We start from the raw sequence: 24,897 nt of genomic DNA, 5'->3' as shown, positions 1-24,897 counted from the left end.
TGTGCCGCCACCCTACAAAGGCGCCTCAAGGAGGTGCCCGAGACGCTGGCGTCGACGGCTCGGAGTTACGCGGCGGCAGTCACCGGGGACGGGTCGAGTTCGGGCAATACCCGGGGAATGATGCGGACGAAGATCACCATGCCGATCAGCTCGACCAGGGTCTGGGTCACCACCACCAGCGGCGCCAAGGACAGGGAGGCCGGCAGGGCCAGAGCCAGAGGCAGGACGACCAGGGAGTTGCGGGTGGCCCCGGTGAACACCAGCGCCCGGGCGGAGCGCACGTCCAGCCGCGCGGCCCGAGCAGCGAGGATCCCGATGGGGACCATCACCACCAAGAACGCCACGTAGAGCGGCACCACCGCCACCAGCGCCCCGAGCTGCTCCCCCACCGCCCGCACCTGGGAGGCGATGACGGTGAACAGGGTCGCCATCATCAGCGGCACCATGCCCGCGGCCATCACCCCTTCCACCCCCTGGACCGCAACGGCCCGGGGGGCGGCCCACTGCACGGCCGCGGCCGCGGTCAGCGGGATGACGATGAGCACCAAGAAGGCCTCCACGAACGGGGCCAGCTCCACCAGTGCGACCGTCTGCGCCCCGGCGAAAGCCCACAGGTACACCGGCAGCAGCAGCATCTGGGCGAGCATCAGCAACGGCGCCGCGGCCAACAGCCGGTCGCTGGCCCCACCGGCCAGACCGGAAAAGACGATCACGTAGTCCACACACGGGGCCAGCAGTACCAGCAGCACCCCCAGCAACAGCGCCTCGTTGCCGGCCACGAACCGGGACAGGCCAAAGACGACGACGGGGACGATCACGAAGTTGAGCACCATCACCGCGCCCAAAAACCGCAGATCGGCGAAGGCCCGGCCGATGGCGGTGAAGGGCACCGCCAGGAACGTGGCGAACAGCAACAAGCCCAGCACCGGGTTGATCGCCGCCTCCAGGGAGGGGGCCCCCGGGATCCACCACCCGGCCGCGAGACCGGCGGCGATCGCCACGACATAGAGGGCGATTTGGTGCCGCTCCATCCAGTCCACTGCCGTTAAGTCGTTCACCTGTTCACCCTAGAGCGTCACCCGCACGGCCGGACCCGGCAAGGGGCAATCAGTCGTCATCGTCCTCCTCGACGAGCTCGCCCTCCCAAGCCTCCCTGCCTTCCATGATGGCGAAAGCTGCAATGACGAACCCGGCCACCGGATCCATCCAGGCCGCACCGGTCAGGGCGTAGACGATCAGCCCAGCCAGGGTGGAAACCGACAGCAGCACGCAGATCTTCGTCTCGGCGGCATCAGCGAGGATGAGGTTGTCACCTAGGGCAGTGCCGACTTTCTTCTTCGCGGCGGCCAGCACCGGCATGATGATCAGCGAGATCACCAGGATGATGATGCTTACTGGGGAAGACTCCGGGGCCTCGCCCTCGATCAAGGAGCGGATGCCTTCGTAGGTGACGTAGGCGGCGAGAATGAAGAAGGTCACGGCTACCAGGCGCAGGGCGATTTTCTCCTTATGCTCGTCGGTCTCGCCGTGGCGTAACCGTGCGGACAGGCGTAGGGCAACCAGCACCGCGGCGATGGACTCGATGCCGGAGTCGATGCCAAAGCCGACCACCGAGACCAGCCCGGCCATAAGGCCGGCGGTGACGGCGATGATGCCTTCAATGACGTTGTAGCCGACGGTGAACTGGGCCAGGCGCAGGCCGCGACGAGTGAGGGCTTCGGTCTCCATGGGTGAAAGGACGGCGGGGGTGCTCATCGGGCTTCCTCCGTGGCATCTTCGGCAAGGATCGTGCCGTAGGTGGGGCACAGGACGACCTTCGACCCGGTGGCCGCCAGCAGAGTCTCGGCAGTGGCCAGCAGGTCCATCAGCTCCGGGCGAGTTAGGGCGTAGAAGGTCTGCCGGCCCTCGGTGCGCCCGGCCACCAGCCCGCACTCACGCAAGCAGGACACATGGGCCGAGACGGTGGACTGGGCCATGCCGGTCTCCTCCACCAGATCCCGCACCCGTGCCTCGCCTTTGGCTAGACGGGCCACGATGGTCAGGCGAGTGGGATCGGACAGGGAATGGAACAAGGCCACGGCAGGGTTCAGGCTGGTCGCACAACTATTGTTCGTCATGGGACGATGTTATCGGCCCATAGTGATGAATCGTATATTGACGATGTAATTTTGGTCGCCGCGGTTCTACGGTTTAACCGGTGGCCGCCCTGCGCCATAGGTCTCAGGTTGCCGGTCCGCCAACGAGGAAGGCGAGTCCGGTGATGGGTTGCTGCAACGCGATGGGCATGGGTGTGGGCCTGTGGCCACTGTCGCTTCTCGTGGGGATCCTGTTGATCGGCGTGCTGGTGGTCGTGCTGATGCGCAACCGCGCGGTCATCATCGATCGCCTCAACGGGTTGGGGTCCGGTGGTAACGGTCGCCGCGCCCGAGGGATCCTGCAGGAGCGTTATGCCCGCGGGGAGATTTCCACCGAGGAGTACCGGGAACGGCTGCACACGTTGAGGGAGGACAACCCTACGCGCTGAGTCTGGACAGACCGCGACCCCGGTGCCCCTTGCATGGGGGCGCCGGGGCCGGGCACGTATCAGAGGCCGGTGAAGGCGGTGAAGAAGCGGAAGAACACCGAGGCGGCCACGGCCACGTAGGTGATGGCCACCAGCGTCCAGGCCCACTCGGCGGCGAAGCGCACCAGCCCCGCGGGGGCGGGGATGATGCCGTGGACCAGGTTGCGCACGGTGAGCAGGATGGTCAGCGGGATCATCGCCGCCCAGACGATCATGCAGTACAGGCAGAGGATGTAGATCGAGAACAGCGCCTGGGACCACAGCCAGGTAACAAACACCGCCCCGGCGGTGACCCCGGCCTGCAACCCGACCCAGTACCAGCGCCCGAACCGCGCCCCGGAGAGGGCCGCCATGGCGGTGGTGATGACCACGGCGAAGGCCACGATCCCGATCAGCGGGTTGGGGAAGCCGAACAGTTCCGACTGCCAGGTGCCCATGACCTGCCCGCAGGACACCCACGGGTTGATGTCGCAACTGGTGACGTGGTTCGGGTCCCGGTAAAGCTCCAGGCGCTCGAGGACCAGGATCGCGGAGGCGATCCAGCCGATCACCCCGGTGACCAGCACGAGGATCGCAAAGGGGCGGTGGCGGGCGAAGCCGGGCAGGTGTGCCTCGGCTGCCGGGCCGGCATCGGGGTGGCCGGTGGTGGTCGTGGTGGATTTAGCCATGGTGGGTGTCCTTGACGATTCCGTTGTCGATGTCGGGGGTGGCGGGGTGGTGTCCTCGGGCCAGAACGGCCAGGGCCGCGGCCAGCAGGGGCAGGGCCCCGGTCAGGAGGATGGAGCTGGCCGCGGACTGTTGATCCGCCAGCGGGGAGGGCCCCCAGTCCCTTCCCAGCCCGGAGAACCACTCCGGTTGGACCATCATCGGGGACAGGGCGATGGCCGCCACCCAGGCCCCAAGGGCGCCGGCGACCGCGACCAGGGTCAGCGCCCGGGTGTGCACCGCGGCCCGGTCGCGCGGTGGGCTCAGCACGGTGGCGGCGAAGATCAGGCCTAGGGCTATGGCGGTGGTGTTCATCAGTTCGTGGCCGACGTGGGTGTGCAGGGCCAGGGCGAAGACGGGGGTGTAGTAGGAGACACCGAGCCCGGCCAGGACCAGGATCGCGGCCGGGACCGGGCGGACCAGCAACACCCCGGCCCGGGAGGTGCGCCACCGGGTGGTGAGTTCGCGCCACCCGGTGGATCCGTCGGTGCGGGCCGGCACCAGGGCTGCCGCCAGGCGGCCGGGGGCTCCGGCGATCAGCAGCAGCGGCACCGGGAAGGCCAGCAGCAGGTGGGCGGTGGTGTGGATGCTGAACAGGATCGGGGCGTAGATGGCCATCGCCCCGCAGGTGACATAGACCAGCAGCACCAGCCCGGCCAGGAACGCGACCGTGCGCGCGGCCGGCCACGGCGTCCCGGCCCGGTGCAGGCGCCGCACCCCGGCCAGGTAGAGGACTGCGGCGAGGATCGCCACGGCGATCCACAGCCAGTCGAACCGCCACTGCGTGAACCACCCGGTGGCGCTCAGTGGTGGGGGCAGCAGGTAGCCGGTGAGTATCTCGGCGTCGGTGATGTCCGGTTCCCGTTCCCGGGGCACCGGGGTGGGGGTGCGCCCCAGGGCGACACCCAGGGCCATCACCGCGCAGAGAATCAAGGCCTCCACGGTGATCAACCGCCACACCCGCCCCAGGGCCGGGGGCCTGGCGGTGATGGCCCGGCGGTTGAGGTATCCGAGCACCCCCAGGGCGAGGGTGGCGATCGTTTTGGCGATCACCAGGGCCCCGTAACCAGAATCCAGTCCGTCCCATCCCCCGATCCGATAGACGGTATTGATGACCCCCGAGACGGTCACCAGGACGAAGGCCGCCCCGGCCAGGGCCGAAAAACGCACCAGCACACGGTGCGTGGACTGCTGACCGGCGTGCCGGGTGGTCAGCAGCGGGGTGAGCAGGGCGAGCACGATGATCCCGCCGGTCCAGATCCCGGCCCCCAGCAGGTGCAGGGCCAAGGCGTTGACGGCCCCGTTGTGGTCATCGACCCCGGCCACGTGCCCCAGCTGGGACAACGGCACGACGGCGGCCAGGGCCACCACGGTGGTGGCGGCCACCAGTTGCGGGGAGCGAGCGAGCACCGCCAGGGTAGTGGTGAGGGCGGCCATCACCGCGGTCACCGCCCACGCCTGACCGGGAATCAGGCGCGTCACGTAGTAACCCAGTTGCCCGGTGAATTCGGGCGAGCCCGAGACGGGGGTCCCGATGGTGTCGGCGTAGCTGAGCACGATGATCGCCACCGCGGCCAGGGTCCACACTGCGGCTGCGGCCGCGGTCACCGTCATGGCCCGGGCGAAGGCCGGGTGCTCAACCCTGGGCCTGCCTGCGCCGGTGGCCGGGATGGACCGGGGCACCACGGTGGTGGCGAAGACCAGCCCGGCCCAGGTGATGGACATGGCCAGATGGTGCACGGTCGTGGCCGTCGGCAACCCCCAGCGCACCAGGATCCCGGGATCGAGTACGTCCCGGGCCCTAGTGGCCCCGGAGGAGCCCAGGGCGAGCCACAGCACCGCGAGGCTCACCAGTCCGACGCCGATAACAGCAGCGGGGACGGCACCCCGGCGCCGCCCCGTCTCTGGCGGAGCCGGGGTCGACGAGACGGGCGGTGGGGTCGTGGTGCGCGATGGAGTGGCCATCGGGTCAGTCTGTGGCTGCGGTCTCGACAGCAGCCCGGAAGTCTTCCAGGGTCTCGGGGTTGAGCACTTCTCCGTCGAGGTAGAACGTCGGGGTCCCGGCCACGCCCAGGGCTTCACCGTCAGCGACATCGAGCTTGACCCGCTCTTCGGTGGCCGGGTCGGCCACCGCGGCGTCGAAAGCGGCCATGTCCAGGCCGAGGTCCTCGGCGAAGCCGCGGAAGAGCGCGCTCTGGTCCTCGGCGGACTCTCCCCAGTCGGCCTGGGTCTCGAACATGCGCTGGTACATCGCCTCGTATTGTCCCTGCTGAGCGGCGGCCTCCACGGCCACCGCGGCGTTGACGGAGTTGCGGTGGCCCGGCAGCGGGAAATACCGGTGCACGAATGTCACGGTGTCGGCGTACTCGTCCCGCAGCTCCTCGATGAAGGGGTAGGCGGCCCGGCAGGCTTCACACTCGTAGTCCAAAAACTCCACCAGCACCGCTTGCTCATTCGGAGCCTTCGAGAGTACCCGACTGTTCTCTCGCACGAGTTGCCCGGCGTCCTCGGGTACTTCCGGGGTGGAATTGGCACGGGCCACCAGGATGGGAATGGCCACGGCGGCCACGACGGCGACCAGCAGGATCCACACGATGATCTTGGCCCTGGAGGGTTTGCGCTGGGAGGTGGGCGTGCTGGCGGTGGTGCTCACAAGGGGTTTCCGTTCTGTGCTTAGGGTCCGGGGTGAGTGGAGTGGCGACTAGTGATGAAAGGTCTCGTCCTGGCGGTGGGAGGCCGGTTCGATCTGGAAGGTGGAGTGCTCGATAGCCACGTGGAAATCACGGGCCACACAGGTCTGCAGGTCTTTGAGCACGACCCCGGCGTGTTCGGCGGTCAGGCAGCCGTCGTGGACGGTGACGTGGGCTGAGAGCACCGGGGTGTCGGAGTCGATGCGTGAGGCGTGCAGGTCGTGCACACCGACCACGTGCGGCAGGGCCTCCAGGCGGGTGCGCACCTCCTCCAAGTCCAGTCCCTTTGGGGTGGTCTCCATCAGCACTTCGACGGTGTCGCGCAACAAGATCAGCGCCCGGGGCACGATCAGGGCGGCAATGAGCAGGGACACGAGCGCATCCGCCTGGGTCCACCCGGTGGTGGCGATGACGATCGCGGAGACGATCACCGCCACCGAGCCCAGCGCGTCATTGGCGACCTCCAGGAAGGCGGCCTTCATGTTCAGGTTCTCTCCCCGCCCCGAGGCCAGGATGACCAACCCGATGATGTTGCCGACCAACCCGATCACCCCGAACCAGAGCATGGCCGAGGACTCGACTTCCGGGGGCTCCAGCAGCCGGCGCACCCCTTCGACGGCCACGAACCCGCCCACGGCCAGCAGTACGGATGCTTGTGCGGCTGCGGCCACGATTTCGGCGCGCTTGTAGCCCCAGGTGCGCTTGTCCGTGGCCGGCTTCAGCGCCAGGGTCGCGGCGATGAAAGCGATCAGCAATCCGGCCGAGTCGGTGAACATGTGCCCGGCATCGGCCAGCAGCGCCAGACTGCCCGAGATCACAGCACCGATGATCTCGGCGACCATGATTGTGGCGGTGATGAGGAAGACCACCGCCAGCTTGCCCCGCCGCCCGGTGGCGGCATGGGCGTGGTGGTGTTCCCCGCTCATGCCGGGACCTCCTGGACGGTGGCGTCATCAGCAAGGTCCTCGGCGGTGCACTCAGGGGTGCCGCACCGGCACACCGCCTCGACGGTGAGGATGGTGCCCAGCAGGTCCTCCAGGGCATGAGCCAGCTTCGGGTCCGAGAGCTCATAGCGCACATTGCGCCCGATCGGCACGCCCACGACCAACCCGCAGTCACGCAAGCAGGCCAGATGATTGGACAGGATCTGGCGACTCACCCCGATCCGAGCCGCCAGCTCCGAGGGCACCGCCGGGCCCTGCTGCAGCTGCAAGAGCACCGCGGCCCGAGTGGGATCGGCCAGTGCTTTGCCGAACCGGGACATCACCTCGACCGGGGACAAGATCCTCATGCCATAACCGTACAGCAGAATCTGTATCAAACGGGATGAGGGTCGAACGAGGCCCGGGCAACGTCCAGCTTGCGTTCCTACGGTATGGGCGGACGGGGATGCCGTCCGCCACTGCGGCATCCCCGTTCCCCGATCCCGCACCGCGCCCCCGGCGGGTCGTCCTGCCGCAGCGTCGCCCCTGCGTGGCAGGAGGGGGCCAATCCAGTTCGGCGGGAGTGCAGGCGTGGCCGCGGGTGCCCTATGGGTCGGCCGGCAAGGTCGCCTCCTGCCCCATCCGTTGGCCACCGACTCACGCCGCGGCAGGACCGTGACGCTGCTGTTCGTGGCTCCGACCACTGGCGCGGGGTACCTTGAAAGGCTTTCAGGTGTTGGTGCTTTCGAGGCACCCCGCACTGGGGGAATGGCTTCAGAAGGCGTGGCCACCGGCGTTGTGGCGAGACTCAGCGGTAGGTGTAGTACCCGTCGAGGGCCATGGCGTTGACGGAGTGAACGAAGGTCCCCTGGGTGGGGTTCAGCGCCGAGATCATCTTGCCGCCGCCGATGTAGATGCCGATGTGGTTGCCGCCGTTCTGGGACACCAGGTCACCAGGCTGCGGAGTGGTGGTCGGCGTGGCGGCGGCGATCTGCTGGAAGCTCGTGCGGGGCAGGTCGATGCCGTTCTGGGCGTAGACCCACTGGGTGAAGCCGGAGCAATCCCACGCGCCGAACGAGGTTCCACCCCAGACGTAGCCGCCCCCCACGCCCTGCTGGGCGGTGCCGACGATCCCGCCGGCGGCCGGGGTAATCGCGGTCGTGGTGGTGGACTGCGGGCTCACGGAAGAGGCAGCCTGAACGGTCGGGGCCTGCGCAGCGGGGGCCTGATAGGTGTAGGAGGCCAGGTCGGCCATCGCGGAGGCCGGAGCCGCATAGGAAGTTCCACTGGCGGCGGGGATCTCGGCGTAGGCCTGGGCCGGGGCGATGGAGCCGACGATCGCAGCACCGGCCGCGGCGGCGATCGTGGTGTTGCGCACGGCGTTCGAGGCGGTCTCGGCGCGGTGGCGGGCAGTGCTGCGCTTGAAAATAGCCATGGGTGTGTTCCTCCCTTTGCCTACGAGGTGAGCTGTCGGATTCGGGTGGGAGACACCCGGCCGCGGAGCGCACGCGCTCCGAACGACTTAACCCCAAGGCCCCGGATCACCGGGACCGGAAATGGTTCCCCCGCTTCTGCCAAGCAGTTTCTGTGCATGGGCCCCGGGCACCGGCAGAATTCGGCGATGTGCACGAGGGCGCCGACAGGATCAGCGGTCGGCACGCACCGAAGAGTACAAGATGATCACGAAACAATCACAGTCGGATTCGAGAATGTATAGAGATCATGAAGAAAAAGATCAAGATTTGATAAATCCCTAGAGTTTTATCGAATTTCTTCTGTGAATTTCCTGGAAATTATGGGAGGGCCTGAGGATGCGCGTACTCAGTGGTGCTCCTAGCATCGCCACGGGTTCGCCGGGCACACATCGCCCGGCGCCGCCAGGTCTGCTGGCTCTAGGCTTCGCCGTCCTGATCCTGCTCGGGCCCACCCTGGGTTACTTCACCCTGCACCAGGCCGCGGACGCCCTGGCTCTGTCGGCCCTGGTGGTGACCGGTGGGGCGATGATCAGCATGGTGGCCGGAGAAATGCCCACCGAAGCCCCAATCGGACTACCGGTGCGTAGGGCCCGCTTCTGCTCATCGGAGGATTGCGCGCTGTCCGCCCCGATTCCCGCCTACCCGGGCATCTGAGAAGCCGCACGCACCGGCGCCTGTCACGCGGTGCCGGTGCGTGCGGGCTGAATTTCAGTGGGCGCAGCAGGTGCATGTGGCCCCGCATCCGCCACAGCCGTCGCTGTCACGTGTGCTGTCTTCGGCAGTGAGGACCGAGATCGGGGCGCAGCAGGCATCCCCGCGCCAAGCTTCCAGCCCTTCCTTCACGGCCACGGCGGCGATCACCAGGGCAGCCAGCGGATCGGCCCAGGACCAGCCCAGGGTGCTGTTGAGCACCAGGCCCACCAGGAGCACGGCCGAGAGGTAGGTGCACAGCAAGGTCTGCTTCGAGTCGGCCACCGCCGAAGCCGAGCCCAGTTCCCGGCCGGTGCGGCGTTCGAACCAGGACAGGAACGGCATGATCACCAGGCTCACGGCCGCCAGCACGATCCCCACCGGGGAGTGCTCGGGTTCGGCGGCCCCGGCCAGGGTGCGGATCGCGTCGATGGTGACGAAGGTGGCCAGCCCGAAGAAGGAGAGGGCGATCACCCGCATGGCCATCTTCTCCCGGCGGTGCGGGTCGGGGGCGGCGAACTGCCAGGCCACCGCGGCCGCCGAGAGGACCTCGACGATGGAGTCCAGGCCGAACCCGATCAGTGCCGAGGAGGACGCAATGCGCCCGGCGGTGATCGCGATGATCGCCTCGAGCACGTTGTAGGTGATGGTGCCGGCCACGATCCAGCGCACCCGCCGGTGCAGCACCGCTCGGCGGGCATCGGTGACGGGCTTAGGACCCAGGGTCAGAGAGGTCATGCGCAGGTGCATCCTTCCGGGGAGCAGCAGGTCGGGTCCACGGTGACCACCAGCTCCAGCAGGTCCCCCAGGGCCTCGCCCAGGCGGGGATCGGCCAGGGAGTACCAGGTGCTACGCCCTTCCGGGGTAGAGGCCACCAGCCCGCAGCCACGCAGGCAGGCCAGCTGATTGGACATCACCTGCTTGGAGACACCAAGGGATTGAGCCAGCTCCGAGGGCCGGGCCGGTCCTTCGCGCAGGGCCAGCAGGACCTGGGTGCGCGTCGCATCCGAGAGGGCATTACCCAGCCGGGACAGGGCCGAGGCATGTGTGAGGGTCACCGTGCTCATGCCCCAAAGGTACACGAACCTATGTACTGTCAGTGTCATGGCTCCACGGGGCGTTACCGGCTCACCGGCACGGTTGGGCCCCAGGCCGTTGTTGAGTTCGCCAGTGCCGCCCTGGCCGGCACCGCTCCTGAAAGCTGGAAGGCCTGGACGGGCCCGTCCAATCGAGGAGGACGACGATGATGACTGACTTGGCCCCGGCCCTCGCGCTGGGCCTGTACCTGACCGGTCTGGTGGCCGCGTTCGGGGTGCGGTCCTGGATCCACCGGGCCCGCACCGGCTCCACTGGTTTCCAGGGCATCAGCGGGGCACCGGGGACGGCGGAGTGGTGGGGCGGGGTTCTGTTCGCCGTGGCCTTGGTCCTCGGTGCGGCCGGCCCCTCGCTGGCGCTCACCGGCTCCGTGACCGCACCCCGGTTGCCGGAGGTCATCGCGTGGGCTGGGCTGGTCATCACCGTCGTGGGGTTCGTCGGTGTGCTGGTCTCCCAGGCTGGCATGGGCGCTTCCTGGCGGATCGGGGTGGACGCCGCCGAACGCACCGAGCTGGTGACCACCGGAGTTTTCGCGGTGATCCGCAACCCCGTCTTCACCGCGATGCTCACCACCTTGCTGGGACTGACCCTCCTGGTGCCCACCGTGGTGAGTGCAGCAGCGTGGCTGTGCCTGCTGCTGGCCGTCGAACTTCAGGTCCGTCTCGTCGAAGAGCCCTACCTGCTGGCCACCCATCCCCAGGACTACGGCTCCTACGCCGCTGGTGTCGGCCGGTTCCTGCCCGGCCTCGGCCGACTGCAGCGCATTCCCCAAAGCGAGAGGAACTCCTGAAATAGGGCCCCCGGCCTACCGGTGGGGTGTCGAGGACACGGGATCCAAGGCGCGCAGGAAGACGAGGTCCCGGTTGGCGTCGTGTACTGGCGGATGTCGTGGCAACGTTTCTCCAGGGTTGGCTCCTCACTGTGGTGTCATGACCACCTCCGTGACAATCAAGGGCCCGTCCGTCGCACAGCGTCCTCGCAGCCGGTGGCGCTGGATGATGCCGGCGGCCTGTCTGTTGGTTCTCTTTGCGGTGCTCGCCCGTGGGGTGGCCGCCGAGGAGGCACCGAGCACCATGCTGGGAGCCTCCGGCTCTGTGCCTGGTGGACTGGCGCGCATCAATGGTGTGCTGCCCTATGCGCAGGTTGGTCCGCAACCGGGTGAGGTGCCTCCCGAACTCATCGGACCAGTGGCCGAGGGCAGTCACCGTGTGCAGGTCCTGCTGGAGATCACCGTGATGGAACCGGGGGGCCTCGAGTTCAATGCCGAGGATTATGCGGTGGAACGGTTGGGCGGGCGCCAGTCACAGCTGGCGTGGGCGTCCACGGGCCCGGTGTCCCTGCAGCAGGGCGAGATCCTGCAGGCGGAGCTGGTTTATGAGTTGCCGGATCAGGCCGTTGAGCTGGTTCTTGAGGGGCCCGGCAACGCCCGCTTGTCGCTGGGAGCTGAGCATCACAGCGGCAGCACCAGCAGGCGCTGACCACCGTCTCCGGTCATTGGGGGTTTGACCGGGGCATCAGCCAGGGAGAATGGAGGCAACTTGTCCCGTCGCCCACAGGCGGGTGGAAGAGAGCAGCTGATGAGTACGACAACGCCCGAGCACACCGGGCAGAGGCACACCGGGCCGGGCAGGCCGGGCGATCACAGGGTGAGGCCGTGGCAGATCGCTGCTGCCTTGATCGTGGCCTTGGTGGTGTTGGCCCTGGCGATGCTCTACAGCGGCTCGGGGGCTGCGCGTTTGGCCGCTGATCCGGGGGCGCTGGTGCGCTGGGGCCTGCCGGTGGTCGAGGTGGTGCACAACAGCGCCCTGGTCGTGGTGCTGGGGGCCTTGCTCTTCGCTCTCGGTGTCGTGCCGAGAACCCGTGGCGGGAACCGTCACGGCAACGGCCGCGGCGACGGCCAGAAAGCGGAGCATCCCCTGTTCACGGCCACGATGGGACTGGCCGAGGTGGCGTCGGTGGTGTGGACGGTGGCGGCCGTGGCCGTGCTGGTGCTGTCCTATTCCGATGTGGCGGGAGTGCCGGTGGGCGGGGACGAGACCTACGCTCAGCAGCTGCTGTACTACGCCACGGATCTGTCCCTGGGGCAGGCTCAGTCGGCGACCGTGGTGGCCGCTGCCGTGGTCACCACCCTCGTCTTCGGTGTCCGGGCCCTGATGGGGCTGTTGCTCACCTTTCTCCTGGCGTGCGCGGCTCTGGTGTCCATGGCTTTGACCGGTCACGCTGCCGGGGGCGCGGACCACATGGGGGCGGTGAACTCCTTGGGCCTTCACCTGCTGGGGGTGTGCTTGTGGACCGGTGGGCTGGTGGTGCTCGCCTGGCTCTCGCCGCAGCTGAGCGCCTCCGATGCCGGCACCGGCACGCTGCCGGCGGGCGCCAGCCGCGGAGTCGGGGCCCGACGGCAGGTGCCGATGGCTGCTGTGGTGCTGCGTCGCTTCTCGGCGGTCGCCTTCGGAGCTTTCTTCCTGGTGTTCCTTTCCGGGACGGTCAATGCAGCGGTGCGCATCGGTTCCTGGGAGCAGCTGTTCAGCCCGTACGGGCAGTTGGTGCTCCTCAAAGCTGCCCTGACCCTGGGGCTGGGGGTGGCGGGGCTGGCCCACCGTCGCTGGCTGATTCCCGGTCTGGAGGCCGGCCGGCTCACCGCCCGGCGCGCGGTGTGGCAATTGGTGGCCGGAGAGCTGCTGGTCATGGGGGCGGTCATGGGCGTGGCCGTAGCTCTGTCCCGCACCGCCCCACCGGTGCCTGAGGAGATCGCCGCGGATGCCACCCCGGCCGAGATCCTCACCTGGTACCCGTTGCCTCCCGAGCCCACGCCCGCCTCCTGGTTCACCACCTGGCGGGTGGACCCGCTGTGGCTGGCGGTGGTGGTCTTCCTCGCCGCCGTCTATTTGTGGGCGTTTGTGCAGGTCCGCCGCCGCGGGGACTCCTGGTCGGTGCTGCGCAGCCTCTCCTGGTTGATCGGGCTGGCGGTGCTGTTCTACGTCACCTCCGGCGGGGTCGCCGTCTACGGCCGGGTGCTGTTCTCGGCGCACATGGTGGAGCACATGGCGCTGACCATGGTGGTGCCGATCTTCCTGGTGCTGGGGGCGCCGGTGACGCTGGTGCTCAAGGCGCTGGAGGCCCGCCAGGACGGTTCGCGCGGGCCGCGCGAGTGGATCCTGCGCCTGGTGCATTCCACGTTCTCCAGAATCGTGACTCACCCGATCTTCGCCGCGGTGAACTTCGCGGCCTCGATCGTGGTCTTCTACTTCACCCCACTGTTCGGGGTCACCCTGCAGTACCACGTGGGGCACGTGTTCATGATCACCCACTTCCTGATCACCGGGTACCTGTTCATGCTCGTGCTCATCGGCAGCGATCCGATCCCGTACCGCCCCGGGCACATGATGCGCCTGATGTTGTTGCTGGCCACGATGGTCTACCACGCCTTTGTCGGGGTGGCCCTGATGGGCTCGGAGACCCTGCTGCAGGAGTGGTGGTTCGCGAACATGGGCAGGGATTGGGGCCGTAGTGCGATCGAGGACCAGCAGTTCGGTGGGGCGCTGATGTGGGGCATCGGAGAGTTCCCCACCGTCGTCGTCGCTGTGGTCGTGGCGATCATGTGGGCGATCGAGGGTAAGAAGGAGAACCGTCGTGTGGATCGCCAGGCGGACCGCACCGATGATGCCGAGTTGAAGGCCTACAACGAGATGATGGCTCGGCTTGCCGAGCGCGACGAGCCCATGAGGCGCCCCTGAGCCGGGGCCGCGCAAGAGGCAGTGACATTCGCGGCAACCTGACAACCGGGGAGAGACGACGCACCGCGGTGTTGACTCGACCGGCACCTGCGGCCAGGGCCGGTCGATTTGGTGGGACTGTCGAAAGCCACCACATAATGGGATCGCCGCCTCGAGCGGCTGATGAATCGAGGGGGTGGAGACGTGGGCGCACGTGCACGCCGTCTTGCCCGCGGGTGGGCCGGAGCCGGGATGGCCACGGCCTTCGCTGCTGCCTCTCACGTGGTCGCCGGTGGTCAGGTCCCTCCGCTGCTGTTGGTGTTGCTGTCCCTGGCCCTGTCCGGGCCGGTGTGCATGGCCTTGGCCGGCCGGGTGCTCTCCCGTTCCTTGTTGCTCGCCGGTGTGCTGGTCAGCCAGGGTGTCTTCCATCTGATCTTCACCGTCGCCGGATCCGTGACGACCGTGGTCGACGCCACCCACCACGCGCAGGTGAGCACACCGGCCATCGGACCGGCCCTGGTGCTGCAGGCTCAGGCTCCTGCGGTGCATGGTGGCCCGGGCATGCTGGACTTCCACGTGCTGGCCGCTGCGGTCACGTACGGATTCCTGCGCCGCGGCGAGGTGGCCCTCGTGGGTCTGCTCGACGCCCTGCGACTGCGCGTGCGCCAGTTGTGGCGAGTCTTCTCCGCCCCGGTCGTGGTGCACCGGCCCCGACCTGTCTCACAGAGGCGCCCGCACGTACTGACGGATCAGTCGCTGCTGCGCCCGGTGCGCTCCTACCGCGGACCACCGGCAGCTTGTCGTCGGAATCATCTGCTCCCGACCGGGCTCACCCTGGTGCCCACCGGCTGAACACCACCCCTGGTGGGGCCGGTCGTGGCCGTGAGTTCGGATGGCAGACTCGACGACTCGCTGGCCGCCGCATCGCCCACCGGCGCGGCGGCTCTGTCTGACCCACTCACGCATTGCCCCTTGGAAGGAACTCCTCCACCATGCCGACCACCACTTCTGTTCTGCGCCGTGCCGCCGCCACCTTGAGCGCGGTAGGCGCCCTGACCGCCCTGGGGCTGGCCCCCGCCGCCGCCCACGACGAGGTGCTGAGCACCTCCCCCGAGCAGAATGCCGTACTGGAAACCGCCCCCGAACAGATCAAGCTTTCCTACAGCGGGGAGATCATGGACATTGGTCACCAGGTGCTGGTGACCGGCCCCGAGGGGCAGTCCGTGACCGAGGGACCACTCGAGCGCAACGGCTCCCAGGTGATCCAGCCCCTGGCCGAGACCGGGTCCGAGGAAGGGACCTATCAAGTGGTCTGGCGGGTGGTTTCCAGCGACGGACACCCCATCGAAGGCACCTACAGCTACGAGGTGGGCGGCGGGACGGACACCCCCAACCCGGCTCCCAGCCTCAGCAGCACCCCGTCCGAAGCCCCGGCCGGTGAGGGCGCCGACAGCTCGGACGGCTCCGCCCAAGCTCAGGAGGCGGCCGGCCAGGAGAACTCCGGGGGTCTCTCCGGTTGGGCCGTCGGCGCCACTGTGGTGGTGCTGGCGCTGGTCGTGATCGGGTTTCTGGGCTTGATGTCCCGTCGCCGCCGCAACAGCTAATCCCGCAGCTGGGCCGGCGCAGAGGCTGCGCGGTACAGGCCCCAGGGGCGCGGCTGTCGCCGCGCCCCTGGGGCCTGTACCGGATCGCCCCGATAGACCGACCGCATACCTTGAGGAGCGCGACCACCGTGACGTTCGACCGGCTCGGCTTGTTGTCACCGCGCAGCATCGCAGCTTCCCCGACGGAGCCCGATACGTCGCACCTGTCCTGCCAGGGCCACCGGGCAGACGGTGGGATCTGACATGGGTGCCTACCGTTTCCTGCTCAGCGGCAAGTGGCTGTTCTGGCTCCTGATGGCCTGCGCCGCCGCGGCCGTGGCCGTGTACCTGGGCGGGTGGCAGATGGACCGCAACGACCACCTGGTCGGAGAGAACACCAAGATCACGCAGAACTACCGGGCCGCCCCCCTCACCGGGGACGAGGCGGCCGCCCAGTTCGCCGCCCTCGACGAGCGGCTCACCTGGCACCCGGTGACCCTGACCGGGGAGTACCTCGCCGAGGACCAGGTCCTGGTGCGCAACCGTCCCCAGAACGGGCGGGTGGGCTACGAGGTCCTCGTCCCCTTCCGCACCCAGGGCGGGGACGTGGTCGTGCTGGACCGCGGCTGGATCCCCACCGGCTCGGCCGCCAACGGGATGCCCGACGAGGTCCCCGGCCCGCCCGCCGGCGAAGTCACCGTCACCGCACGGCTGCAGCCCGGCGAGCCCGCCGTGGACCGCGGCGCCCCGGAGGGCCAGATCGCCTCCATCCAGCTCCGGGAGCTCCGGGAGCAGTGGGGGCTGCCGATCGGCACGGCCGCCTACGGGGAGGTCTTCGCCGAGGACCCGGCCCCAGCCGTGGCCCCGGCGCCCGCGCCCGAGCCCGAGGTCGACCCGGGGCCGCACCTGTCCTACTCCCTGCAGTGGTACGCCTTCGCCGCCCTGTTCTTCGTGGCCTACGGCTACGCCGCCCGGCAGCAGGCCCGCAACGACGAGTGGGACCGCCAGTACGCCGCGGAGATGGAACGCCACCTCTCCCAGTTCTACGACGAGGACGGCACCTACATCGGCGAGGGCGACGAGGAGCTCGTCATCCGCCAGATGGAGATGGCCGACGACATGCCCCCGCACCTGAAGTCCCTGATGCGCCCGAAGCCGCAGCGCCGGCGCACCCGCCCCACCTGGGAGGACGAGGAGGACGCGATGCTGGACCTCCTGGAGACGACCGGCGCGGACCGGAGCGGAAGCCACGTTCCGTTCCGGTCCGCGGGCCGGTCGTACTGACTCACCGTTGTTCTTGCGGGCCGCCTCGAGGCGGTGGGCCAGGACTGTCAGTCTCGGCCCGCCCTTCAGGGTCGGTTCAAGACCTGACGTCCACCCTTGCGGCGTCCGGCAAGGAGAGCCTTGGTCGTCAGGAGGTAGGCGAGGATCCACGGTTCGACGAGATACCGGTGACCCAGCCGCCGAGGTTGGGTGGCCAGCCGGTAGGCCCATTCCAAGCCCAGGGGTCCGAGCCAGCGCGGGGCCGATTTCTGGATACCGGAGTACTGGTCGATCACTCCCCCCACGGCCGCGTAAATCGCCGTCGGCAGCTTCTCCCAGTGCCGGCTCAGGAACTCTTCCTGCAGCGGCATGCCCAGGCCCACGATGACGAAGTCCGGCCGGAACTCCTGCACAGCCTGCACGATGTGGTCCTCAAGCCCGGGATTCCACCCTTCGCCAGACCAACCCTCAACCGTGCGCTCTGCATCCTCTGCACGCAGCAGTTCGACCGTGCGCGCGTTGCTTTCAGGGCTCGCGCCGATGACCGCAACGCGCCGCACCGGGGTGCACCGCATCAGGCCGGGCAGCCAGTCCATGGTGCCGAGGCGGTGCCGCCGGGCGCTGAGCCGGCGCCCGGAGCACCACTTGGCCATTTTCAGAATGGGAAAGCCGTCCGTCAGCACCACCTCTGCCTTGTCGTAGAAGGCACGGAACGTCGGGTTGATCTCCCAGGTGTAAAGACTGTGCAGATTGTGGCCCAGGATCACGGCCTTGCGGTGTTCCTCCCATGTCTGCGAGATCCACTGGTGCAACTCGTTGGAGTCCATTGGTGTCACCCGGATGCCGCTGATCGGAATCTCGATCTTGCCCAGCCTGTCCGCGTGGGCCTGGTACTTGAGCATGTGTTCCCCCATCGGTTCGGCAATTGCTGCCTCATCGTTCGGCGGTCGGCACATCGCCTACCGCCGTGGGATCCCCCAGATCTCAAGTGGCGCACGGGACACCAGCCCGTGGGCGCAGCATTCGGAACACCAGCCCGTGTCTCCCCCAATGCTCGCCGAATTCACATTAGCAATGCATGACGTGTCTGGGATGCCCCCACTTCCGCGCTGCGGTGTCCCCCCATGTGCAGTCGTTTGCATGTCCGATCCGGGGCGATAACACCATCCGGATCATTGGCGCGCTCCCACATGCCGGTGCTCAAAGCCGCTTAAGCTACGACCAGTTGGCCTGCATGATGTTGACACGCTCACTCCCCCACTCCCCTCTTCGGAGACCTCGTTGACCCAGTCGGATCGCCGGTCTTCAAATGCCGTGGACCGAACACTGCCCCCCCATTCACGAATCAAGGAGCCCACATGCCCCCGCCCATGACCGGTCGGATCCTGGTGGTCGACGATGAGATCGACTTGGCGCAGTTGATCGAGGGGTATCTGCGCAAGGCCGGCCTCGAGGTCGCTGTGCGCCACGACGGCACCGAAGCCGTCACAGCCGTACGTGCCTTTGACCCAGATGTGCTGGTGCTTGATCTTGGATTGCCAGGTATTGATGGGATCGAAGTGTGCCGTCAGGTACGGGCCTTCTCCCAGTGCCACGTGCTGATGCTCACTGCTCGTGATGATGAGGTCGACAAGATCGTCGGCCTGTCGATGGGCGCCGACGACTACGTGACCAAGCCCTTCAGCCCACGTGAGCTCGTAGCCCGGGTACAGGCCATGCTGCGCCGGGCGCGTACTCGAGACGTCGGCTCTCCTACGACCGCGCAGCACAGCGAGCAGAAGCTGGTGATTGGGGACCTGGTGGTGGACGAGGCCTCCCGCCAGGTGCATCTGGGCCAGGAGCCGGTGGCACTGACCAAGATCGAATTCGACCTGCTCCTGTGCCTGGTGGCCAACCCGCAGCTGGTGCTCTCCCGCCAAGAGCTGGTGAAAATGGTTTGGGACACGGCCTGGACCGGGGATGAGCACCTGGTGGACGTGCACATCGGACGGATCCGCAAGAAACTCGGCGATGAGGCCACCAGCCCCCGGTTCATCCACACCATCCGCGGGATCGGATACCGGATGGGCACCGGAACATGAGCAGCCCTGCCACAACAGCCCGCGGTTGGTCCTGGAGTCCGTTGACGGTGCGGTTGATGCTGGCCCAGACTGCGGTACTGGCCGTCGGGCTGCTCATCGTGGTGATCACCGCGGTGGTCCTCGGGCCAAGAATGTTCTACTACGAGCTCGTCCAAGCCGGCCACGCCAATGAAGCCGCCGGGCTGGTGCATCTGGAGCACGCTTTCCGGTCGGTAAGCCTGACAGCTCTGGCCATCGGTGGATTGCCGGCCCTCTACATCGCTGGGTTGCTCACCTTCTACCTCTACCGCGCGATCGGTCGGTCCCTGGCCTCTTTCAGCACCGCTGCCCAAGAGGTAGCCGCTGGCAACTACGCGGTGCGGGTGACCTCGGCGAAACTGGGTCCGGAGTTCGATTCCCTGGCCGGGTCCTTCAACGAGATGGCCGCCAAACTCGACGCCGTGGAGACTACCCGCCGCCAGATGCTGGCCGATCTGGCCCATGAGATGCGCACCCCCTTGGCCAGCCTCAAAGGATATCTGGAAGGCATCGAGGACGGGGTGGTCGAGTGGGATGATCGGACCACGAGCATTCTGGACGCCCAGATCGCCCGGCTGGAGCGCCTGGCCCGCGACATCCGCCAGCTCACCGCCGCTGAAGAAGGCACGACCGGCTTGCAGCTCACCCCTCAAGACCCTGAGCAGTTGGCGGTCCAGGCGGTCGCGGCCATTGAGCCCGACGCAGTCGGTAAGGATGTGTCGGTCGCATCCTTGAGCACCGGCAGGGGGGTCGCCCCGGTGCTGCTGGATCGGGAGCGAATGGGGCAGGTGCTGGGCAACCTACTGGAGAACGCCCTGCGGCACACCCCGCCCGGTGGATCCATCACCGTGCACACCAATCACACCCCAGACGCCGTCACCGTCACCGTCACCGATTCCGGGGAAGGCATCAGCGACAAGCACCTTCCGCACGTGTTTGAGCGCTTCTACCGCGCCGACGCCGGTCGGGAAGCTCACCGTGTCGGCTCGGGACTGGGCTTGGCCATCAGCAAATCACTGGTCGAGGCCCATGGCGGAACCCTGCAGGCCACCAGCCCCGGACCCGGGCGCGGGACCAGCTTCCGCATCCATCTGCCCCGCCGCACACCCACGGACTGATCTCAGCCCCAGCACCCGAGTGGCTTGTGACAGCGGTAGACACGGTCAGGCATGTCAACGCTTCCAGCATCCCCAGGCAGTAGCGAACCTTCGCCGGCTCACTCGGGGCCAGCCGGAGTGAGATTCTTACGCCGGCGCCTCCCGCTCCGGTCACCTCAATTCCTCATAGGGATTCCCTGCGCCGCTGGCAAAAGCCAATGGCTGTATAAGCGGTACAACAAAATAAAAGCTTGATGCCGCATTGTCGGCTTCTGCGTGGAGAACCTATGGTGGCCGTCATATCTATGACGCTAAGGTCACGCAAGTTCGTTTTAAAGGGTGCCCTGGCTTCGGGGGAGGCCGAACCAGGGCACCCTCACACCGCTGACCCGGAAGGACTGTCCGGGGCACCGGCCAATGAGAACTGGGGGTCCTCAATCTGAAAGTTACGTCTTCTCCAGCCCGGGAAATAGGGCGTGAAGCCATATTTGACCAGGTTTGATGGTATCTACACGGCGCCTTTACTCAAGCTCAACAATCGGGACCAGCATCGAGAAGTGGCGCCTCTGGACAGTGGCTGCGCCCTGCTGCGCCGCGTATCTCAGCGGCGTTGCATGAGCACCGGATGGCCATGCGGTCCAAAGCTCAGGGCCAACACGTCCAGTCCACCGTTCCGTCGGTTTGCACTATGGTGACCGTGATGAGTCACGATCACAGCTTCATCAGTGGGGCTTTGTTCGGATACCTCGCAATCATGGTGCTGGGGCTGGCTGCGGTCGGCTATGTTGCGGGATTGTGGGCGTCCCGAAGCCGTGGACGGTGGCCGATCCACCGCACAGTGCTGTGGTACGCCGGGGTCTTTTGTGCCGGGGCCGGGCTGGTGGGGCCGGTTGCTGAAGCCGCCCGCACGAACTTTTCCGCTCACATGGTTGGGCACCTGCTATTGGGCATGATTGGGCCACTGTGCCTAGCGCTCAGTGCCCCTGTCACCCTTGCGCTGCGCGCTCTACCCGTAGCTAAGGCCCGCAAACTTTCCCGCCTTCTGCGCACCGTTCTTGTGCGTGGGTTGACCCATCCGGTAGTCACCGTGGTGCTCAACGCCGGAGGGCTGTGGGCGCTTTACACCACTGATCTGTACCACTTGATGCACACCTCAGTGTGGCTGCACGCGCTCATCCACACCCACGTCCTCGTGGCCGGGTATCTCTTCACCGTAGCGATAGTAGGGATTGACCCCAACCCGCACCGCAGCTCTTTTCCTCTACGGGCAACGGCGCTCATCGGGTTCCTCACAGCCCACTCGATCCTGGCCAAATGGCTTTATGGCCACCCGCCCTCCGGCGTTGAATCCACCGACGCACGCACCGGGGCGCAGATCATGTACTACGGCGGGGACGCCGTGGACGTCACCTTGATCATCGTTTTCTGCGCCCAGTGGTACAGCGCCACCCGCCCTCGTGGAATACCTCAATCAGGCGCTCGTGCGTCGCGCTGAGCACGGAGCCGGCGCCAGCATCCGCCCAGATTGCCGAGGGACAATACGTCTATGGAATACATCGCGGCCGTGCTGCCGTCCATCTGCATCGGCCTCATCTTTTGGCTCGTTCTGCGCTCGATCTTCCGTGGCGACCGTACCGAGCGCGCCGCCGAGCTGGCTTCCCAAGACGACGCCGCACGCTGGTATGAAGAACTGAAGCAACGTGACGGTGGAGCCCTCTCCTTCGGCTCCCGCTCCCCCACCGATAGCGCACCGAAGCGCTGAGCCTGGGTCACTTATCACGATCCTGGCCAGCGAACGTAAGTGCGGGTGCTGGCTCAGCCGGTGCCGGGCATCGGATCGGTGCTTGACTGGTGCCGCTGTCGATCATGAGCGCGATGACCCTTACCCTGCACACGGCCCACCCGCTGACTCTGCCCACCGAAGTGCACTACGACCAGCCCTACCTCTGGTTCGGCGTCCAGGTGGGGACCGTTGCGCTCTTCGCCACCGCATGGCAACGAACCTCGGGGCGAATCCCTCTGGAACGGGCCGTGGGCCGCAGCGTGAGACTCACCCACCGAGCCGCCCTCGGCAGCCGCCGCAGACCGCGACCGGAACGGGTCCTGGACCCAGGACTCCTGACCAACGACTTGCGTCGCCTGCAACCCCGCAGGCCGGGTCAAGTGCCAGTTCCCCGCGGATACCTCATGTCGCCCAAGCTGAGCCTGCCCATTTGTACACGTGCCCACTGTTCTCGAGGCGCCGGCACATCCTCGCACCCCATTCCGCCGTCAGCCGCGCCTTGCTAGGACTTCCGCCCGACGATGTTTCAGCGCATCCGTGACCACAGCCACGCCAGGCATACCGCAACCGGAACTACTGCGATGACGAGCGCCAACACCAAGTCAACGGACCCCCTCCAGAAGACATACGTGAGCAAACCCACCAGTACGCATCCGAACACCACAAACGCTACAGCGAGACCCGCATCCCCCATGGTCTCCGCATTCTTGCCCTTCCCCCTCATTCTTCTGACACTACGACCGTTTCCAACTACCTGACCGATGAGCCGTTACATTTCGTGCGTGACCGGGAGCTACGCCTCAGTCGGTCCCCTGGGACAAGAAAAATAAGGCCGCTTGCGGCCGCGATCTCGTGTCAGCCCGTCGACGGCTCATGGCATACCGGTAAGCCATGTTCGGGACAGGGCTTCTCCCAAAGCCTGCGCAGATCGACGGTCGGAGGGTCAGGGGTCATCGGGTGTGAGCGGCGATGACCAACCAGATCCTGCGACCATGAGGTCGCCAACCTCACTGCCTAACCACCCCGGCCGCACAGGCGGCGCGCAGTGCGAGCCCCTAACGCCAGGCCACGAGGAGGTCCCTGAAGACCACGGATCACTTCCCCCAAGCAGAAAGTTCGCCTAGCTTAACTTTCCATGAGAGCGATGACGCCCAGGCCGCCGTCACGACCGGCACCACCGAAGGGAGCACCCACCGGGACACCGCCGGGACCACCGGACGGGTCCGGGATGGACGCGCCGGCGACTGGGCGTCGATGGGTGGGCCGCCAGCCGTTGGCGTGGTTGTTGGGCCCGGCGTTCGTGGCCGCGGTGGCCTATGTGGATCCGGGCAATGTCGCAGCGAATCTCACCGCCGGGGCGCAATACGGGTACCTGCTGGTGTGGGTGCTGGTGGCCGCGAACCTGATGGCCGTACTGGTGCAGTACCTGTCAGCCAAGCTGGGACTGGTGACCGGTTCCTCCCTGCCTGAGCTGCTGGGGCAGCGCCTGCCGCGCCGGCGGCGGTTGGCGTACTGGGTGCAGGCCGAGGCCGTGGCCGCGGCCACGGACCTGGCCGAGGTGCTGGGCGGGGCGATCGCCCTGCACATCCTCTTCGGCATCCCGCTGCTGGCCGGGGGTGTGATCATCGGGGTGGTCTCCATGGGGTTGCTGGCGCTGCAGTCTAAGCGCGGGCAGCAGCCCTTCGAGTTCGTCGTCGTCGGGCTGCTGGTCATTATCACGGCTGGGTTCGTCTCCGGACTGTTCTTCGGCCCCGTCTCCTGGGGCGAGGCCGCCGCCGGGATCGTCCCGCGATTCGAGGGCACCCAGACGGTGCTGCTGGCCGCGAGCATGCTCGGGGCCACCGTGATGCCCCACGCCATCTACGCCCACTCCGCCCTGGCCCGGGATCGCCACGGCAACCCGCCCCCACCCCAGGCACTGCCCCGGCTGCTGGTCGCCACCCGGTGGGACGTGGTGCTGTCCCTGCTGGTGGCCGGCTCCGTGAACATCGCGATGCTGCTGCTGGCCGCCGGCAACCTCGCCGGGGTGCCCGGCACCGACACCATCGAAGGCGCCCACGCGGCGATCACCGCCGCCCTGGGCCCCGCCGTGGGGATCGCCTTCGGGCTCGGCCTGTTGGCCTCCGGGTTGGCCTCGACCTCGGTGGGCTGCTACGCCGGGTCCAACATCATGGGCGGGTTGCTGCACCGGAACATCTCCCAGGTCATCCGCCGGGCCGTGACCCTGATCCCTGCCCTGGTGATCATCGCCGCCGGGGTGGACCCGACCTGGGCGCTGGTGCTCTCCCAAGTCGTACTCAGCCTCGGCATTCCCTTCGCGCTGATCCCGCTGGTGACCCTGAGCAGCAACCGAGCCCTGATGGGGCGCTTCGTCAACCCGGTGCCACTGCGAGTGGCGGCCTGGGTGGTGGTGGCCCTGATCGTGGCGCTGAACCTGGCCCTGATCGGACTCATGATCACCGGGCAGGGCTGAGATGACCCCCGGTAGCGTGGGACCCATGAACCTGAGCGAGATCACCCCGGTGGCCCAGGACTACCTCAAGGCGATCTGGTCGGCCACCGAGTGGGGAGACCCGCCCATCACCACCACCGCCCTGGCCACTCGGCTGGGCACCACAGCCCCCAACGTCACCGACACCGTCAAACGCCTGGCGGGCCAAGGGCTGGTGGAGTACCGGCCATATAAGCCGGTCACCCTCACCGGTCAAGGCCGTGCTTATGCGGTCGCCATGGTCCGCCGCCACCGCCTGCTGGAAACCTTCCTGGTCACCACCCTGGGCTACGCCTGGGACCAGGTCCACGAGGAAGCCGAACGCCTCGAGCACGCCGCCTCGGATGAGCTGATCAAGCGCATCGACACCACCCTGGGCCACCCAACCCATGACCCGCACGGAGACCCCATCCCTTCCGCCGACGGCCACCCTCACCGCCCCACCCACGCCCTGCGCCTGGACACCGCCCCACCCGGGGCCTACCAGATCACCCGCATCTCCGACGCCGACCCGCACCGCCTCACCCGCTTTCACGATCACGACTTGACCCCGGGCACCGCCCTGCACCTGGCCGACCGGACCCCCGACGGGGCGGCCACGCTCACGGTGGCCCCACAACACCGGATCATCCTGGACTCCGAGGACGCCGCCGCGATCTGGGTTGTACCCCGCTGACCACGCTCCCTTGCTGAGCATGCCCTGCCGGGCTATGCCAAGAGGGCCCCC

The 24,897-nt window shown here is 67.5% G+C and carries 26 protein-coding genes and 1 riboswitch; of the genes, 14 read left to right on the top strand and 12 right to left on the bottom strand.

Translation table 11 applies throughout. From position 1 onward, the window contains the following. Nucleotides 1–65: 65 nt before the first annotated feature. The 3 genes from ACWCOM_RS11970 to ACWCOM_RS11960 form a co-directional block, all read right to left on the bottom strand. A complete protein-coding gene (locus ACWCOM_RS11970) occupies nt 66–1,031 on the bottom strand; it encodes an arsenic resistance protein (protein WP_454548996.1) in 966 nt (321 codons plus the stop codon). A 76-nt stretch (nt 1,032–1,107) separates the two neighbouring features. Then, a complete protein-coding gene (locus ACWCOM_RS11965) occupies nt 1,108–1,755 on the bottom strand; it encodes a cation transporter (protein WP_454548971.1) in 648 nt (215 codons plus the stop codon). After that, a complete protein-coding gene (locus ACWCOM_RS11960) occupies nt 1,752–2,117 on the bottom strand; it encodes an ArsR/SmtB family transcription factor (protein ID WP_454548970.1) in 366 nt (121 codons plus the stop codon). Before ACWCOM_RS11960 ends, ACWCOM_RS11965 begins: the two co-directional genes overlap by 4 nt. A gap of 80 nt (nt 2,118–2,197) precedes the next feature. Here ACWCOM_RS11960 and ACWCOM_RS11955 point away from each other — a divergent pair, with 80 nt between their 5' ends. Continuing rightward, the gene (locus ACWCOM_RS11955) at nt 2,198–2,524 is read left to right on the top strand and encodes an SHOCT domain-containing protein (protein ID WP_454548969.1); all 327 of its coding nucleotides are present in this window, start codon (nt 2,198–2,200) and stop codon (nt 2,522–2,524) included. Nucleotides 2,525–2,583: 59 nt separating this feature from the next. On the opposite strand, the gene ACWCOM_RS11950 is transcribed toward ACWCOM_RS11955, so the two are convergent. The 6 genes from ACWCOM_RS11950 to ACWCOM_RS11925 form a co-directional block, all read right to left on the bottom strand. After that, nucleotides 2,584–3,231, bottom strand: coding sequence for a vitamin K epoxide reductase family protein (locus ACWCOM_RS11950; protein ID WP_156270565.1), 648 nt, complete (start codon nt 3,229–3,231; stop codon nt 2,584–2,586). Then, complete coding sequence (locus tag ACWCOM_RS11945; RefSeq protein ID WP_454548968.1) at nt 3,224–5,233, bottom strand: cytochrome c oxidase assembly protein; 2,010 nt, start codon at nt 5,231–5,233, stop codon at nt 3,224–3,226. Before ACWCOM_RS11945 ends, ACWCOM_RS11950 begins: the two co-directional genes overlap by 8 nt. Before the next feature lie 4 nt (nt 5,234–5,237). Next, on the bottom strand, nt 5,238–5,921 hold the full coding sequence (locus ACWCOM_RS11940) for a DsbA family protein (RefSeq protein WP_454548967.1): 684 nt from the start codon (nt 5,919–5,921) through the stop codon (nt 5,238–5,240). Between the two features lie 48 nt (nt 5,922–5,969). Further along, the gene (locus tag ACWCOM_RS11935) at nt 5,970–6,884 is read right to left on the bottom strand and encodes a cation diffusion facilitator family transporter (RefSeq protein ID WP_454548966.1); all 915 of its coding nucleotides are present in this window, start codon (nt 6,882–6,884) and stop codon (nt 5,970–5,972) included. Beyond that, nucleotides 6,881–7,249, bottom strand: coding sequence for an ArsR/SmtB family transcription factor (locus ACWCOM_RS11930; protein WP_156270568.1), 369 nt, complete (start codon nt 7,247–7,249; stop codon nt 6,881–6,883). Before ACWCOM_RS11930 ends, ACWCOM_RS11935 begins: the two co-directional genes overlap by 4 nt. 440 nt (nt 7,250–7,689) lie before the next feature. Continuing rightward, on the bottom strand, nt 7,690–8,316 hold the full coding sequence (locus ACWCOM_RS11925) for a C40 family peptidase (RefSeq protein ID WP_454548965.1): 627 nt from the start codon (nt 8,314–8,316) through the stop codon (nt 7,690–7,692). Between the two features lie 5 nt (nt 8,317–8,321). After that, nucleotides 8,322–8,512: riboswitch (cyclic di-AMP (ydaO/yuaA leader) on the bottom strand. A gap of 180 nt (nt 8,513–8,692) precedes the next feature. Between ACWCOM_RS11925 and ACWCOM_RS11920 the strand changes: the two genes are divergently transcribed. Further along, nucleotides 8,693–9,010: a hypothetical protein gene (locus tag ACWCOM_RS11920; protein WP_454548964.1), complete on the top strand. Its 318-nt coding sequence runs from the start codon at nt 8,693–8,695 to the stop codon at nt 9,008–9,010. Between the two features lie 54 nt (nt 9,011–9,064). Here the strand turns inward: ACWCOM_RS11920 and ACWCOM_RS11915 are convergent, their stop codons facing one another. Then, complete coding sequence (locus ACWCOM_RS11915) at nt 9,065–9,784, bottom strand: cation transporter (protein ID WP_156270571.1); 720 nt, start codon at nt 9,782–9,784, stop codon at nt 9,065–9,067. Next, the gene (locus tag ACWCOM_RS11910; protein WP_454548963.1) at nt 9,781–10,113 is read right to left on the bottom strand and encodes an ArsR/SmtB family transcription factor; all 333 of its coding nucleotides are present in this window, start codon (nt 10,111–10,113) and stop codon (nt 9,781–9,783) included. The genes ACWCOM_RS11915 and ACWCOM_RS11910 overlap by 4 nt, the downstream gene beginning before the upstream one ends. Nucleotides 10,114–10,289: 176 nt before the next feature. Between ACWCOM_RS11910 and ACWCOM_RS11905 the strand changes: the two genes are divergently transcribed. The 6 genes from ACWCOM_RS11905 to ACWCOM_RS11880 all read left to right on the top strand — a co-directional run bounded on the left by ACWCOM_RS11905 (nt 10,290) and on the right by ACWCOM_RS11880 (nt 16,721). Beyond that, entirely contained in the window at nt 10,290–10,931 is a 642-nt protein-coding gene (locus ACWCOM_RS11905; protein WP_454548962.1) for a methyltransferase family protein, read from the top strand. Nucleotides 10,932–11,070: 139 nt separating this feature from the next. Continuing rightward, on the top strand, nt 11,071–11,619 hold the full coding sequence (locus ACWCOM_RS11900; RefSeq protein ID WP_156270574.1) for a hypothetical protein: 549 nt from the start codon (nt 11,071–11,073) through the stop codon (nt 11,617–11,619). 99 nt (nt 11,620–11,718) lie between these two features. Then, the gene (locus ACWCOM_RS11895) at nt 11,719–13,875 is read left to right on the top strand and encodes a cytochrome c oxidase assembly protein (protein ID WP_454548961.1); all 2,157 of its coding nucleotides are present in this window, start codon (nt 11,719–11,721) and stop codon (nt 13,873–13,875) included. Nucleotides 13,876–14,106: 231 nt separating this feature from the next. Then, nucleotides 14,107–14,706, top strand: a complete 600-nt coding sequence (locus ACWCOM_RS11890; protein ID WP_454548960.1) for a hypothetical protein — start codon at nt 14,107–14,109, stop codon at nt 14,704–14,706. A gap of 140 nt (nt 14,707–14,846) precedes the next feature. Continuing rightward, nucleotides 14,847–15,458 carry a copper resistance CopC family protein gene (locus tag ACWCOM_RS11885; protein ID WP_454548959.1) on the top strand — a complete coding sequence of 204 codons (612 nt, stop codon included), beginning with the start codon at nt 14,847–14,849 and terminating at the stop codon, nt 15,456–15,458. A 243-nt stretch (nt 15,459–15,701) separates the two neighbouring features. Next, nucleotides 15,702–16,721 carry an SURF1 family cytochrome oxidase biogenesis protein gene (locus tag ACWCOM_RS11880; RefSeq protein WP_454548958.1) on the top strand — a complete coding sequence of 340 codons (1,020 nt, stop codon included), beginning with the start codon at nt 15,702–15,704 and terminating at the stop codon, nt 16,719–16,721. Nucleotides 16,722–16,786: 65 nt separating this feature from the next. On the opposite strand, the gene ACWCOM_RS11875 is transcribed toward ACWCOM_RS11880, so the two are convergent. Continuing rightward, complete coding sequence (locus ACWCOM_RS11875) at nt 16,787–17,602, bottom strand: WecB/TagA/CpsF family glycosyltransferase (RefSeq protein WP_162460010.1); 816 nt, start codon at nt 17,600–17,602, stop codon at nt 16,787–16,789. Nucleotides 17,603–18,058: 456 nt separating this feature from the next. Here ACWCOM_RS11875 and ACWCOM_RS11870 point away from each other — a divergent pair, with 456 nt between their 5' ends. The 6 genes from ACWCOM_RS11870 to ACWCOM_RS11845 all read left to right on the top strand — a co-directional run bounded on the left by ACWCOM_RS11870 (nt 18,059) and on the right by ACWCOM_RS11845 (nt 24,846). Continuing rightward, on the top strand, nt 18,059–18,781 hold the full coding sequence (locus ACWCOM_RS11870) for a response regulator (protein WP_454548957.1): 723 nt from the start codon (nt 18,059–18,061) through the stop codon (nt 18,779–18,781). 56 nt (nt 18,782–18,837) lie between these two features. Next, nucleotides 18,838–19,917: a sensor histidine kinase gene (locus ACWCOM_RS11865; RefSeq protein WP_454548956.1), complete on the top strand. Its 1,080-nt coding sequence runs from the start codon at nt 18,838–18,840 to the stop codon at nt 19,915–19,917. Nucleotides 19,918–20,596: 679 nt separating this feature from the next. Further along, complete coding sequence (locus ACWCOM_RS11860; RefSeq protein ID WP_454548955.1) at nt 20,597–21,391, top strand: cytochrome c oxidase assembly protein; 795 nt, start codon at nt 20,597–20,599, stop codon at nt 21,389–21,391. Between the two features lie 51 nt (nt 21,392–21,442). Then, the gene (locus ACWCOM_RS11855; protein WP_454548954.1) at nt 21,443–21,658 is read left to right on the top strand and encodes a hypothetical protein; all 216 of its coding nucleotides are present in this window, start codon (nt 21,443–21,445) and stop codon (nt 21,656–21,658) included. A 1,249-nt stretch (nt 21,659–22,907) separates the two neighbouring features. After that, nucleotides 22,908–24,152, top strand: coding sequence for an Nramp family divalent metal transporter (locus ACWCOM_RS11850; RefSeq protein ID WP_454548953.1), 1,245 nt, complete (start codon nt 22,908–22,910; stop codon nt 24,150–24,152). A gap of 25 nt (nt 24,153–24,177) precedes the next feature. After that, the gene (locus ACWCOM_RS11845) at nt 24,178–24,846 is read left to right on the top strand and encodes a metal-dependent transcriptional regulator (RefSeq protein WP_454548952.1); all 669 of its coding nucleotides are present in this window, start codon (nt 24,178–24,180) and stop codon (nt 24,844–24,846) included. Nucleotides 24,847–24,897: the final 51 nt, after the last annotated feature.

Source organism: Kocuria sp. KH4 (assembly GCF_053711175.1).
Note: the sequence above shows the minus strand (reverse complement) of the source record. Positions and strands in the feature narration are given on the sequence as shown.

Excerpts from the sequence above, each read along its gene's own strand:
- ACWCOM_RS11875 (WP_162460010.1), bottom strand. The coding sequence starts at position 17,602 with ATGCTCAAGTACCAGGCCCACGCGGACAGGCTGGGCAAGATCGAGATT.
- ACWCOM_RS11845 (WP_454548952.1), top strand. The coding sequence starts at position 24,178 with ATGAACCTGAGCGAGATCACCCCGGTGGCCCAGGACTACCTCAAGGCG.
- ACWCOM_RS11950 (WP_156270565.1), bottom strand. The coding sequence starts at position 3,231 with ATGGCTAAATCCACCACGACCACCACCGGCCACCCCGATGCCGGCCCG.
- ACWCOM_RS11860 (WP_454548955.1), top strand. The coding sequence starts at position 20,597 with ATGAGTCACGATCACAGCTTCATCAGTGGGGCTTTGTTCGGATACCTC.
- ACWCOM_RS11890 (WP_454548960.1), top strand. The coding sequence starts at position 14,107 with ATGGCCACGGCCTTCGCTGCTGCCTCTCACGTGGTCGCCGGTGGTCAG.
- ACWCOM_RS11885 (WP_454548959.1), top strand. The coding sequence starts at position 14,847 with ATGCCGACCACCACTTCTGTTCTGCGCCGTGCCGCCGCCACCTTGAGC.
- ACWCOM_RS11870 (WP_454548957.1), top strand. The coding sequence starts at position 18,059 with ATGCCCCCGCCCATGACCGGTCGGATCCTGGTGGTCGACGATGAGATC.
- ACWCOM_RS11920 (WP_454548964.1), top strand. The coding sequence starts at position 8,693 with ATGCGCGTACTCAGTGGTGCTCCTAGCATCGCCACGGGTTCGCCGGGC.
- ACWCOM_RS11850 (WP_454548953.1), top strand. The coding sequence starts at position 22,908 with ATGGACGCGCCGGCGACTGGGCGTCGATGGGTGGGCCGCCAGCCGTTG.
- ACWCOM_RS11880 (WP_454548958.1), top strand. The coding sequence starts at position 15,702 with ATGGGTGCCTACCGTTTCCTGCTCAGCGGCAAGTGGCTGTTCTGGCTC.
- ACWCOM_RS11970 (WP_454548996.1), bottom strand. The coding sequence starts at position 1,031 with ATGGAGCGGCACCAAATCGCCCTCTATGTCGTGGCGATCGCCGCCGGT.
- ACWCOM_RS11895 (WP_454548961.1), top strand. The coding sequence starts at position 11,719 with ATGAGTACGACAACGCCCGAGCACACCGGGCAGAGGCACACCGGGCCG.
- ACWCOM_RS11910 (WP_454548963.1), bottom strand. The coding sequence starts at position 10,113 with ATGAGCACGGTGACCCTCACACATGCCTCGGCCCTGTCCCGGCTGGGT.
- ACWCOM_RS11930 (WP_156270568.1), bottom strand. The coding sequence starts at position 7,249 with ATGAGGATCTTGTCCCCGGTCGAGGTGATGTCCCGGTTCGGCAAAGCA.
- ACWCOM_RS11865 (WP_454548956.1), top strand. The coding sequence starts at position 18,838 with ATGCTGGCCCAGACTGCGGTACTGGCCGTCGGGCTGCTCATCGTGGTG.
- ACWCOM_RS11855 (WP_454548954.1), top strand. The coding sequence starts at position 21,443 with ATGGAATACATCGCGGCCGTGCTGCCGTCCATCTGCATCGGCCTCATC.
- ACWCOM_RS11900 (WP_156270574.1), top strand. The coding sequence starts at position 11,071 with ATGACCACCTCCGTGACAATCAAGGGCCCGTCCGTCGCACAGCGTCCT.
- ACWCOM_RS11905 (WP_454548962.1), top strand. The coding sequence starts at position 10,290 with ATGATGACTGACTTGGCCCCGGCCCTCGCGCTGGGCCTGTACCTGACC.
- ACWCOM_RS11945 (WP_454548968.1), bottom strand. The coding sequence starts at position 5,233 with ATGGCCACTCCATCGCGCACCACGACCCCACCGCCCGTCTCGTCGACC.
- ACWCOM_RS11960 (WP_454548970.1), bottom strand. The coding sequence starts at position 2,117 with ATGACGAACAATAGTTGTGCGACCAGCCTGAACCCTGCCGTGGCCTTG.
- ACWCOM_RS11915 (WP_156270571.1), bottom strand. The coding sequence starts at position 9,784 with ATGACCTCTCTGACCCTGGGTCCTAAGCCCGTCACCGATGCCCGCCGA.
- ACWCOM_RS11965 (WP_454548971.1), bottom strand. The coding sequence starts at position 1,755 with ATGAGCACCCCCGCCGTCCTTTCACCCATGGAGACCGAAGCCCTCACT.
- ACWCOM_RS11935 (WP_454548966.1), bottom strand. The coding sequence starts at position 6,884 with ATGAGCGGGGAACACCACCACGCCCATGCCGCCACCGGGCGGCGGGGC.
- ACWCOM_RS11925 (WP_454548965.1), bottom strand. The coding sequence starts at position 8,316 with ATGGCTATTTTCAAGCGCAGCACTGCCCGCCACCGCGCCGAGACCGCC.